Origin of the sequence: Peptoniphilus pacaensis, from assembly GCF_900088125.1 — a bacterium.
Classification (GTDB): domain Bacteria; phylum Bacillota; class Clostridia; order Tissierellales; family Peptoniphilaceae; genus Aedoeadaptatus; species Aedoeadaptatus pacaensis.
Map to the genome: position 1 here is coordinate 1,220,665 of NZ_FLQT01000003.1, position 12,898 is coordinate 1,233,562.

The 12,898-nt window shown below is 49.3% G+C and carries 7 protein-coding genes; all 7 read left to right on the forward strand.

Translation table 11 applies throughout. The features are described 5' to 3' along the window. Nucleotides 1-166 precede the first annotated feature (166 nt). The 7 genes from BN7444_RS05860 to BN7444_RS05890 all read left to right on the forward strand — a co-directional run bounded on the left by BN7444_RS05860 (nt 167) and on the right by BN7444_RS05890 (nt 12,898). Nucleotides 167-6,658 (forward strand): S-layer homology domain-containing protein, encoded by a 6,492-nt coding sequence (locus tag BN7444_RS05860; RefSeq protein WP_068457060.1) that lies wholly within the window; start codon nt 167-169, stop codon nt 6,656-6,658. A gap of 196 nt (nt 6,659-6,854) precedes the next feature. Continuing rightward, nucleotides 6,855-7,721, forward strand: a complete 867-nt coding sequence (locus BN7444_RS05865) for a DUF2232 domain-containing protein (RefSeq protein ID WP_281189586.1) — start codon at nt 6,855-6,857, stop codon at nt 7,719-7,721. Between the two features lie 3 nt (nt 7,722-7,724). Further along, nucleotides 7,725-9,725, forward strand: a complete 2,001-nt coding sequence (locus BN7444_RS05870; RefSeq protein WP_068457065.1) for a DHH family phosphoesterase — start codon at nt 7,725-7,727, stop codon at nt 9,723-9,725. Next, nucleotides 9,722-10,168 carry a 50S ribosomal protein L9 gene (gene rplI / locus BN7444_RS05875; protein ID WP_068457068.1) on the forward strand — a complete coding sequence of 149 codons (447 nt, stop codon included), beginning with the start codon at nt 9,722-9,724 and terminating at the stop codon, nt 10,166-10,168. Before BN7444_RS05870 ends, rplI begins: the two co-directional genes overlap by 4 nt. Continuing rightward, nucleotides 10,168-11,496: a replicative DNA helicase gene (gene dnaB, locus BN7444_RS05880; RefSeq protein ID WP_068457072.1), complete on the forward strand. Its 1,329-nt coding sequence runs from the start codon at nt 10,168-10,170 to the stop codon at nt 11,494-11,496. The genes rplI and dnaB overlap by 1 nt, the downstream gene beginning before the upstream one ends. Before the next feature lie 9 nt (nt 11,497-11,505). Next, the gene (locus tag BN7444_RS05885) at nt 11,506-12,324 is read left to right on the forward strand and encodes an undecaprenyl-diphosphate phosphatase (RefSeq protein WP_068457076.1); all 819 of its coding nucleotides are present in this window, start codon (nt 11,506-11,508) and stop codon (nt 12,322-12,324) included. Between the two features lie 349 nt (nt 12,325-12,673). Beyond that, on the forward strand, nt 12,674-12,898 hold the full coding sequence (locus BN7444_RS05890) for a FeoA family protein (RefSeq protein ID WP_068457078.1): 225 nt from the start codon (nt 12,674-12,676) through the stop codon (nt 12,896-12,898).

Genomic DNA, 12,898 nt, shown 5'->3' on the forward strand with positions numbered 1-12,898 from the left:
TCCAAGACATGCGATTAAAAGAAACCTGATATTGCGCAAAACATTTGAAGAAAAAACTTGACAGGGGAAAAGCTATCTATTACCCTATAAATGATAAATGTTATCAGGTAAAAATCGAAACCAGTTTGATACACTCGGTTTCGTTAATAACCAGTAGGAGGATAGAATGAAAGGAAAACAAAAAATCAGCTTAGCCATGGCTTTGTTAACGGTCATGAGCTCGGCTCAACCGATTTTCGCTTTTACGCCGGCGAAAGAAGAAACAAAGCAGGCGATAGTGTCAAAGGCGGATGACATACTAAAAAACCCCGCCATTCAAAAGCATTTGTTGGGCACCGATTACTTAGCGCCGAAGCATAACTCTACTTATACGCCGGGCATCGATCTCAGTGACTACGAAGATGTAGAAGGCAAGGGAAAGCTTTACGGCAAAGACGGCTATATTTTAACGCCGGATCAGCTAAAAGCAACCCATTGGTATGAGATTTATTCCTTAGCGACGCGGGCGAAAGAACACGTGAACAGTTTGGATCAGAATGTGGCCGATCGCCTCTTGGATGAGTTAAACATGGTCTTGCAGATCTACGCACTGAACAGCAGCCCTCAATTGAAGGATGACGGGGATTATACGGGTACGTACCGTTTGGTGGATGTGCAGCTGATTTCCCAAGATGGACAGACGAATGTGTATCAAAATTTAGGCACGGAAAAACAGGACGTAAAGGATCTGTTCCAAGAAATGGAAGTGGTGAAGTGGGGCAACGAGCTGGAAGTGTTGTTTGTCGCCAACCAAAAAAAGGTGTCCAAAATCAATTCCATGCTCATAAAAAATGTGGCGGGAAAAGAAATCCGCGTTTCTCTCGGCTCGGGGGATGCACAAGATCCGACGAAAACGAATTTAGTGGCCATTCCTATTCCTGCGGAATTGGACGGATCGCAATTGGTCGTCGAGGGGATGACTTATGTGGATAATCAAGGTGTCACCCAAAAAACGGGAAAATTCGGCATCGACATTGATTATAAAAATATGAAAAAGTCGTCGTCAAATTATAAACGTTACGAGAAAAAAACCAAGGCGCGGATCAAGTATTGGATCAAGCGCGGCGATATTTTAATAGGCAGTTACTTGGACAGCCGTGCGCCGAAGGATTTGGAAAAGATTAAGACGATACGCCAAAGTATTGTCAAGCTGAATGCATTGAGAAATTCCGATGCGCCTTCGATGACGGAAGCATTGAAGTACGCTCAACCCATTTACGAAACGGAAAATGAATTTACCTTAAGAGAAATTTTGAGCGGCTACATTCATGTGGCGTTGGAGGACTTAAAATCCGGCACGATTTACAACGAAAAGAAATACACGAAGGAAAGTTTGGATGCCTTTAAGAAGTATCTGGAAAAGCTCCAAAAAGATGCGGCGGACATGAATGTCGTCCAGCTGGTGGCGGCGATTAGCGACGTCCAAAGTGCCGGACAAAATCAAGTGCTTAAATATACGACGAAAAAACTGGATAAGCTTTTGAAGAAGGCGGAAAAGTACGAGGCGGCGTATTACGAAGAAGAGTCCTTTTTTGAGTTTAAGACGGCTGAAGCCAAGGCGAAGAAGTGGGTGGAAGCCAACAAGACCTATTCGCCCGCTTTGGACGAAACGGAGGATCACTATCGTCTGTTGGAAAGGGCAATTGCAAATTTAAAGGCGAAGCCCGGCATGACGCCGCCGGAAATTAAAGACGATGACGCGAAAAAACCGTCGAAAGCGATCTATGAAGTGCCTGTGACCTGTCGAGATACGGCGATTATGAAGTGCTTAGATGGGCCTGTAAAATACATTCCCTCGGAAAAGAAATACATTTTCTCCTTTAAGAAGGACGGGGATAATTTTGTCAAGGAAGCGAAATCAAATACGTCGAATTATGCAGATAAAACAGGTACGGTGACTGAAACCGCAGGTGAAGAGAGCGGACATAAAATCGCAAAAACCATCGAATTTATAGATCCGGACAACAGTCTTGGAATGTATCTTCACGTAAAATACTACAATGCGGAGCGCTTGGGCATTGAAGAGAAACCGAACGTGCAGTTCACCTTGGACATGGACAAGAAAAAATTGCTCGGCGGTGCGGAAGAAAAGCCGGAAACAGCCCCTTATGATGTAAAGGTAAGCTACGAAAATCAAAACGGCGCCGGCAAGACCTACATGGAGCAGTTGGTGTCCGATAAAGTCACCTACGATCCGGTTAAGAAGACCCTTACTTTTACGGCGATGCCTGAAATGGCGGGAGCGAAAGTGAAGTCCTATGTAGCCATGATTAACTACGCAACGGGCGGAACGTACAAACCGGTGGATATTACAAAAAAAGAGGAACGCGAGCTTGTAGCGGAAAGTGCTTCTGAACGCGTGAGTATTCCGAAAACTTTCGTAATGAAGTACGACATCGCACGGGGCGATACGATTAATGTCACTACGGATATCGTCATCGGCCATACGAATAGGGACAAACAAAAGACCGGGGATATTGTGCGTCTGCGCATTAAAAAGGCGGAAAGTAAAACCGGAGAAGAGGAACTGAAGTTACTTTCAGATACCTTGGCAAAACGTCGAAGCGAATTAAAGGTAAATGCCGCCGCGGTGGATAAATTATTGCCTGAGGTTATAAAAGTGGGCGATTTCTTTGAATCGCCGGAAGAGGCAGAGCAGTCTTCGAGGCAAGTGGCGATCAAAGAAGCCGTTAAGGAATCGTTGCAAAAGTCGGAAAAGGTAAACGAAAAGGATGCGGAACAAATTCGGCGCACCATCCAACAATTGGACAATCTTTCGGAAGCGATTTTGCCTTGGGTAAGTTTTAGCAATACGTTCCACGGCGCAGAGAAGAATTTAGATAAGTATAAATCCGACGGTCACTTTACAAAGGCATCCCTTGAGAAGATCGAGGGCATTATCAAAGGCGTTCGGGATCAAATGAATGCGCCAATGGAGCGAGAACGCGTGGCTCAAAACCATGATGCGATGCTCAGTGTGTATGAGTATTTGCGTTTGGATTATACGGAACTGGAAGAGTTAATCAACGAGGCGGAGCAAAAAATCAATTCCGGAAAGTATCAAGATGCCGGCGTGAAAGCACTTAGAGAAATTCTTTATGGCTACAACGGAAAAGACCGAGCCCTTCGCCGAGCCAGTGCCGACGATGCCTTCAACCCGGGTCAAATGCAGCCCATGGTTTTAAGAAATTCTCATGGAGCCAAGGCATATTTGGCCGAAGTTAAAGGCGATGATGTAAGCGGCGCAAATTTGGATACAACCCTTTACGACTCGTGGGTTTACTACATCAAAGAAGCACTAAAGGACCTAAAGGAAAAACAACCCGGCGACGTCACCAAGACGGCCCTGGAAGATGCCATTGAAAAGGCTGAAAAGGCGCTGGAAAAGAATAAGTCGAAAGAGGAAAAGGATAAGTTGCGTGCGGCCATTGCCGAAGCGAAAAAGGCAATGGACTTTACGGAACAAGATAAAATCGATGAAGCGGTTGAAAAATTAAATACCGCAGTGAAAACCTATGGAGCATCGAAAGATGTCTTTAAGACTGAAGCCTTACAAGCTGAAATCGACAAGGCGGAGAAGCTCTTAAAAGCAACGAAGAAGGCAGAAGAAGTTAATGAAAAGCTTGCCATTGCCATTCAAGAAGCGAAAAAGGGCTTGAACGCAGACAGCCAAGATAAAGTCGATGCTGCCTTAAAGACCTTACAAGCAGCCGTAGAAGAATTCCAAGCATCCCCCGACATAGAGGATCCGAACGCTCATATTGAAGCGACGAAGACCGTCAACATTCAGCTGTATAAAGAAAATAAAGATGAGCCGTCCATGGCCCACAGTGCCCTTTGGAATCAAGGAAAGCTTACCAAAGAAAACGGCAAGTGGTATTTGGAAATGCAATGGGTCGACATGATCAACGGCGATTATCAATCCACCGGAGCCATTACAGAGCTGACCTACACGATTAATGGCGAAAAGAAAAAGGCACAAGTGTTGGCGGAACACGAGGTAAAGATCGGAACAAATACATTTACCTCACCCACCCGTGTAAAAATCGAAGTGACTGAAAATGAGCGTTTTGTTCCGGTAATCGTGTCTTACAAGACATCTCTCGGGCCGGAGGTCCATTCACCGGCAGCGCGCATCGCCATCGACTGGAAATCGGCGACCGACGGCTTTAACGAAAACACGTACAAGGTGGACAAAGGGCAATTGATCGATGCCGTCAAAGTTTATGAGATGCTGGCGAATGGTGCACAAGGCGTCAATCAAGATTTAATTAAGGGATTACAGGCAAATCTTGAAAAGGCAAAAGCAGTGATCAAAAATGGCGACGCCACCATTCAAGAGGTCAAAGCCGTTTACAGCGACTTGGATAAAGCGGGCAGCGCCGTGAAATTTGCCGATGAAATTTACCGCGTGCATCTGGCACAGCTGGAGGCGAATTTAAGAGAATTCAAACAAGAGCAAGGCAAATATACGGCGGCTTCCATTGCGAAGTATGAAGCGGTCATTACGCAAGGCAAAAAAGCCCTGCAAAAGGCCAAGACATACGAGGAGATAAAAGAAGCTTACGACGCCATTAAAGCCATCGACGATAATCTGCGCTACGACACCTCGGCCTTAGAAGCCAAAGTCGAAAAAGCTTCCGCCATGATGAGCGGCCAATACACGCAAGACAGCAAAGATAATCTGGATGTCAAGATTAAGGATGCGAAGAAGTGGATTAAGGAAGCAAAAGAAAAAGGCATTAAAGCCGGGTATAAGGCGCCTGAGCTGACCAAGGCCTTGGACACCGCCATGAAGGCCATGGTAAAAGAAGGCGAAGCACCGGCAAAAGTGGACAAGACGAAGCTGAAAGACCTTATCCGCGAATGTGAAGGCATGGATCTCAGCAAGTATACCGATGAAAGCAAAACGGAATTTGACAAGAAGCTAAACGAAGCGAGAACCGTAGCCAATGACGACATGGCAACGAAGGAAGATGTCGCCAATGCCTTAAAGGATTTGAAGGCGGCAAAAGAGGGACTTGTAGAAAAGCAAGCACCCAAGGAAAAAGTAACCGTCACCTTTGTGAGCGACAAGGGAACGGCGCCAGCTGCCGTTACCGTCGAAAAAGGCTCGGCGATTTCCGCCCCCGCCGGCTTTGAAGAAAATGCTTCAAAAGTCAAGGTAGGCGAGGTTACCTATGTTTTCAAGGGCTGGTTCGACGGCGAGGAAAAATTCGACTTTACAAAACCTGTTAACGGCGACAAAAGGTTAACCGCTCGCTGGGAAAAAATGGAAGCACCTGCCGTTCAAGAGGCTATTTACCAAGTTGAATTTACTTGGAAACAGACGAATAGCGATGTCGACGCCATGATGGGTAAGGTCTTTAAGCATCCGGCACAGTTAATCGTCAAAGACGGAAAGGCTTTCTTCAGAGTAGAACTGCAAGATGCAAGCGAAGAAATCTACGTTACCGACATGGCCTATAAAGGTGAAACCCTCGTGCCGTCGAAGACGACAGAGGTGACCGTCGGCGGTGTGACTCAAACGAAGCCTGCGGCATTTGATATTCCCGTGGATATGAATGATGTGAACAAGACCTTTAGATTGACAGTAACCGTTGGAGCAAAGGGAATGAAGGGCAAGGCATCGGCAGACTTTGTTGTCGATGGCGGCGGAAAAACGCCGGCACAACCTGCGCCCAAAGTGGACAAAAAGGCATTGAATCAACTGATCGCCGAATGTGATGCTCTGGATCTAAGCCGATATGAAGAAAAAGGTAAGAGCGATTTTATTGCGGCATTAAAAGATGCGAAGGCTGTTTCAGCAAAGAGCACCGCAACCAAAGAGGATGTGGAACTGGCACTTACAAAGCTGCAACAGGCAAAAGGAGCTTTAGTACAAAAGAAAGCCCCGACGCCTGAAGAAAAACCGGATACGCCGAAGCCTGATGTGAAGCCGGATACGAAAAAACCTGATGTGAAGCCGGGTTATTCCGGAGGCGGATGGTATTTCTCTGGGGCATCGTCGAAATCTGAAGGAAAACAAACGGAACCCGAAAAGAGCCAAAAGAATACGGAGTCACCGAAAGCGCCCGAAGCAAACTTCAGCGACACTGTCAACCACTGGGCGAAAGAGTCTATTAACTATGTTGTCAGCAAAGGATACTTTAAAGGCGTTGGCGGCAATCGCTTTGCGCCCGAGCAATCCATTACCCGTGCGGACTTCGTCACCGTCCTGGGACGTATGGCGGGCATCGACCAAAGCAAGTTTATGAAGAATGCGTTTAAAGACGTTAACGGAGGCTACTACGCCGCCTATGTCAACTGGGCGAGTGAAAACGGCATTGTGCAAGGCGTCGGCCAAGGAAAATTCGATCCGAAGCGACCCATCACTCGCGAGGAAATGGCCGTTATCATGGACAAGTTCTTACAAGTAACGAATAAAAAGTTTTCCGAAAAAGAAAGCAAGAACTTTACTGATGATGGAACCATTGCTCCATGGGCAAAAGAGGCAGTGCAACACATGACGAAGCTGGGAATCGTCAAGGGCATGGACGACGGAGCCTTTAGACCGAAATCCGGCTTTACCCGCGCACAAGTAGCGCAAGTTCTCTACAACATGGATCACAATAAATAAATATTAAAGACCTCCAATTGTTTAAAATAGGTTTCAAGTGCCGAGGGCCTTGAGACCTATTTTTATGTTCGAAAGAGGAGAATGGCCGCCAATGGCGTAAACTGCGGAAATATGGTAAAATAACCTGATATGAGGTGATAGATTGTATCGGAAAACTTACGGCTTGCGCGCGCTCAAGCTGCTTTTATATTCTGTTTTGCTGGTTATAGGCGGGCTCTTTGTGCCCGTATTATTTGCCTTTATACCGGCACTGTTTTTATCGGAAATGCGCATTCAAGGCGTGCTTCCCATTTCCGCCGTCTTTGTCGGCGCCTGTGCCTTAATCGGTTTTCTCACAGACCCCATTCTGGGCCTGTCCCTTTTAACCGTTATGGGGCCATTGATTTTAATATTAGACTACTGCATGCGCACGGACAGAAGTGTGGAGACCACCATGGCGGTGGGAACCGTGCTCTTTCTCGTGAGCTTGGGGCTTATCCTATACCAAACGGGCACCCTTCAGGCCATTGAATCCGGCGCCTTTGTCGAAAACATCAACGGGATCCAAGGGGAGATCGTCCAAAAGGCGGCGCTCACCGATGTGGAAAAATCCCGCATCGCCCTGACATTAAAGACCGCCGTGAGCCGGGCCGTGACCTTGCTGCCCGCCTTCGCCCTTCTTTCCGGCTTGGGCATCGTGTATATTTCCTACCGCATCAGCGGGCGGAATATGCGCATCAGCGGCGAAAAGGTCATCTGCCCCGAGCCCTTTTTTCTCATGCACTTGCCCCGGCCCTTGGTCTTTCTTTCCCTGGGTCTCTTGGCGACGACGGCAGCCATGAATTACTTTTTCTCTCTGGGAATCGAGCCCTATCTTTTAAACGGGCTGGTGGTTCTCGTGAGTCTATTGGCCTTTCAAGGCATGAGCATCGTGAACTACTACCTGCTTCGTTTCTTTCCCTCGCCCTTTGTGCGAGGCATGCTTATGCTTTTTATTTTAGTGGTACCCGTCGGGCAAATGGGTCTGGCGGCACTGGGGCTGCTCGATCAATTCATCGACGTGCGCGGCATAGAGGGAGTGTAGATTATGAATGAGTCCTTTTCATTAAAAGATTTTTACTTCTACCTGGCGGTGATCGCCCTATTGACCATCGCCCTGTTTTTCTACAATCCCGTTCTGGGAACTATTGGTGCGGTGTTTTTGGCCTTTACGGGCTCCTATGCCTACAGCAATGTAAAGAAGTACAACAGCCGCTTTAAAGATCATTTTAAGAATCTGCACAAGGATTTCGAAAAGATCACGGAGCGGACTATTTTTTCCATGCCCTTTCCCCTGGTGGTCACCGACGAAACGGGCAACATCGTGTGGCACAATTCCCTCTTCGCCGATATTTTCGACACGGATGTCTTAAAGGGCAAGTCCCTGACCGCCTATGTGGAAGACTTTGCAGGGGAAGGCAAGGCTTTAAAGCCGATAGAAAACGGCGCCACCGTGGAGATCAAAGAGGTGCCCTACCGGGTCTTTAATACCCATGTGGAATTACAGCGAGGCGGCAAGGAAGACGCGCTCTCCCTCTTTTACTTCGTGGATCACAGCCAGTACAAGCATATGGAAAAGCTCTATGAAGACAATGCCGGCGTGGTACTTATCGTGGAGGTAGACAATTTCGACGAAGTGGTGGACGCGGCGCCTACGTCGAAAAAGCCCCTGCTCATTGCGGAAATCGACCATCGCATCAACGAATACTTCCGTTCCAAGGAAGCCTTGGTGCGAAAGTTCCAAGAAGATATGTATCTGGTGGTCATGCGCAAATCCGATATGGAAGTGATTTTAGAGCAGAAGTTTGACATTTTAGACGAGATCCGGGAAATCGACGCGGGCACCTCGGCGAGTGTCACCATTTCCGCCGGCGTCAGTCGCCCGGGCCTGCCCTTTACCGAGGCCTATAAAGAAGCGGACACCTGCTTAGACGTAGCCCTGGGCCGCGGTGGCGACCAAGTGGCCCTGAGAAGCGACGACACCTACACCTATTTCGGCGGCAAATCCAAGGCCGTGGAAAAGCGAAACAAGGTCAAGGCTCGTGTGCTGGGCATCGCCCTCAGACAGCTTATCGACAAATCGCCCCGGGTCTTTGTCATGGGTCATAAAAACGCGGATATGGATGCCATCGGCGCCGCTGTCGGCGTCATGCGTGCCGTATCCAATCAAGAGAAAGAAGGCTACATCGTCTTAGGCGATGTGAATCCTTCCATCGAGGTTTTGGTGAAGGTCATGAAGCGGGACGAGCCGGAGCTGTACAAGCGCATCATTACCGGCGAGCGGGCCGAGGAATTGATTCGCCAAAGGGACTTGGTGATCCTCGTGGACAATCACAAGCCCTCTTTTACGGAGCATCCGCCCCTTCTGGAGCGCACGGCCAATGTCGTGGTCATCGACCACCACCGCCGAGGCGGGGAATTCGTCAGCAATCCCTTGCTCTCCTATGTAGAGCCCTACGCCTCTTCCACCTGCGAGCTCATTACGGAAATGCTCACCTACATGTACGACGACACGGAGCTGACCAATTTCGAGGCCAACGCCCTCATGAGCGGCGTCGTCGTGGATACGAAGAACTTTACCTTTAAAACCGGGGTGCGCACCTTTGAAGCGGCGTCGGTATTAAAGCGTGCCGGGGCGGACATGAGCCAGGTGCGGTTTTTTTTCGAAGACGATTACGACACCATTATTTCCCGGGCGGAAGTGGTCCACAATGCCCGAATTATTTTCGACAATATCGCCATTTCCAAACTGGCGGAGGACATGCCTAATTCCGTCCTCGTCAGTGCCCAAGCCGCCGACGAACTTTTGGGGATTCACGGCGTGAAAGCCTCCTTCGTCCTGAACAAGAAGAAAGACGTGATCCACATTTCCGGCCGAAGCTTCGGCGACATCAGCGTGCAGCTGATTCTTGAACAATTAGGCGGCGGCGGCCACTTAAATATGGCCGGAGCCCAAGTGAAAAGCGACGACATCGACGAAGTGGAACAACAATTAGTTGAGGCCATTTCCGATTATTTAGAAAAAGATAAAGGAGAAAAGGAAGCATGAAAGTCATCTTATTAAAAAACGTAGACAAATTAGGAAAAGAAGGGGACTTAGTGGACGCCAAGAGCGGTTATGCCAGAAATTTCCTCTTCCCGAACAAGGCGGCTGTGGAAGCCACGCCTGAAAATATGAAAAACTGGAAAGAAATGAAGGCGAAGGAAGCCGCCGACGAAGCGGCCCGCATCGCCGAAGCCGAAGAGCAAAAGAAGCAATTGGAATCCAAGGTGGTGGACTTAAAGGCCAAGGGCGGCGCCAACGGCAAATTATTCGGCGCCATTACGGCAAAAGACATCGCCGATCGCATGAACGATATTTTCGGCGTGAAGATCGACAAGAAGAAAATCGTCCTTGCGGAAAATATTAAGACCACGGGCAAACACCAAGTCGTCGTCAAATTATACGGCGATGTTTCCGCCGACGTGGATCTGGTCATCGACGCGGAATAATGGTCGATCGCGCGGAGGGTCGGACGCCGCCCTATGACGAACAGGCGGAGGCGTCGGTTTTAGGCGCCATGCTGTTGGACAAAAGTGCCATTACCACGGCGGTGGAGATCATCCACGCCGAGGACTTTTACTACGACAGCCACAAGGCCATCTTCGAAGGCATTTTGCGCCTCTACAACAAAAACGAGCCCGCCGACATGATCACCCTATCCGATTTTCTGAAAAAGAACGGGCAGTTGGAGGCCGTCGGCGGCTATACTTATTTAGGCAGACTCACCTCCGGCGCAGGCGCCGTGAGCAATACGGAAGCCTATGCCAATATTATTAAAGAGAAGTCCACGCTGCGGGCGTTAATTCGCGCGGGCAGCGACATCGTGGAAGACAGCTATCGGGACGACGACGACGTGGGCGCCATTATCGAAAAGGCGGAGAAATCCATTTTCGACATTACCCAGGACAATCAACGAAACGGCCTGATGGACATGGGCGAGGTCATGATCACCACTTTCGACGTCATGCAGAAGCGCTCGGAAAACAAGGGAGGCCTCACGGGGCTCACCACGGGCTTTATCGATCTGGACCGAAAGACATCGGGCATGCAGAAGGCGGATCTGGTTCTTCTCGCCGCCCGCCCCTCCATGGGAAAGACCGCCCTCATGGTGAATATCGCCACCAACTCCGCCTTAAAGGCCGGGGCCACCGTGGCCATGTTCTCTTTGGAAATGAGCCGCAATCAATTGTCTCAGCGGATCCTGTCGTCCTTAAGCCACGTGGACCTCATGAAAATTATTTCCGGGGACCTGACTACGGAGGAATGGTCCAAAGTCATCGAGACCATGACCTATATGAACGAAATGGCCATCTACATCGACGACACGGCGGGGATTACCCCTCTGGAAGTAAAGGCCAAGTGCCGCCGCTTAAAGGCGGAAAAAGGATTGGACCTCGTGGTCATCGACTACCTGCAGCTCATGGAAGTGGGCGGCCGTGCCGAGAGCAGGCAACAGGAAATTTCCGCCATCTCCCGTCAATTAAAGGGCATCGCCAAGGAACTGGACGTGCCGGTCATCGCCCTGTCCCAACTCTCCCGTGCGCCGGAAATGCGCGCCGATCACCGGCCCATCCTTTCGGACCTTCGGGAGTCCGGGGCCATTGAGCAGGACGCGGACATCGTCATGTTTCTCTATCGGGACGAATACTACAATCCCGACACGGAAAAACAGGGCTTGGGCGAGCTGATCCTCGCCAAGCACCGAAACGGCCCCACGGGCACGGTGGAACTCCTGTTTAAAGGCGAATACACGAAGTTTGTCAATCTGCAGGCCTAGGGAGGAACTATGGATATTATAAAAGTTATATTGCTGGGAATCGTGGAAGGGGTAACGGAATTTCTTCCCATCTCCAGCACGGGCCATTTGATTCTGGCCCACGAATTTATCGGCCTCGAGCCCCAAAGCTTTCAAAACGCCTTCGACGTCTGCATCCAGCTCGGCGCCATATTGGCCGTGGTGGTGCTGTACTTTTGGAAGCTCTGGCCCTTTAAGCGGGAAGAGGGAAAAGTCGTAGCGGAAAAAGACACCTTCGCCCTCTGGCTGAAAGTCATCGTCGGGGTGATTCCCTCGGCGGTGTTGGGCTTTCTGTTCGACGACTTTATCGACGAGCATCTCTTTAAGCCCCAAGTGGTGGCAGCCACCTTGCTCATCTACGGGATTCTCATTCTCGTCATCGAAAATCGAAACGAAAGCAAGCATGTGAAGGCGAAAGTGAGCAGGGTAGAAAACATCCCCTATGCCATGGCCTTCGCCATCGGCCTCTTTCAATGTTTGGCCATGGTGCCCGGCACCAGCCGAAGCGCCGCCACGATCTTAGGGGCCCTGCTCCTCGGCGCGAGCCGCGGGGCGGCGGCGGAATTTTCATTCTTCCTCGCCATTCCCACCATGTTCGGCGCCACCTTATTAAAAATCGTGAAAAACGGCCTGGCCTTCAGCGCCTACCAATGGTTTTTAATCGCCCTGGGCGCCGTGGTGAGCTTCGTCGTGGCCGTGGTGGTCATTCAAAAATTCATGGACTACATCAGGAAGCGGGACTTCAGAATCTTCGGCACCTACCGAATCGTTCTGGGCCTCATCGTCTTTTTGTACTTCACATTCTCGTAAAAGCGCGCGGGTCAACCGCGTGTTTTTTTATTTGAGAAAAGAAATTTTTAACAGCGCCATAAAAAAGTCGAGAACAATTAACCCGGGTTTACGTGAGCTAAGAAAATCTCGACAAATCCACGAACAAGCCGACAAGAATTAACCCGGGTTTATTTAAGGAAAGATTCTGCGGCGAAAAGGGGCTTTGACGATTGTTTTGATTATAAATTAGAATGAGAGCCTTTCTTACTTCCTTGAAAAGAAATACACCGGGTGTTATAATCTCTGCGATGAGAGGTGTTTTCATTGGAAGGTAAGAGCCTTTTTCTTTTGGCCCTTCGCTGATAATCGTTATTGTAAGGAGCTATATATGAACTTAGTTGTTGCGCCGAAAAACGTGGATTTGAAAGTGTTGAGAATACGGGACCAAAAATTGGACAAAAGCCAGGTGACCCACTTGCAGAACATGGGTTTCGTGGAAGGTGCCATATGCCGCGTCGTATCCGACGTGCAGGGTTCGGTGATCGTCATTATCAAAGGTGTGCGCGTCGGCCTGGGCAAAGATTTGGCTGAATGCATTCGAGTAACTGTGTGA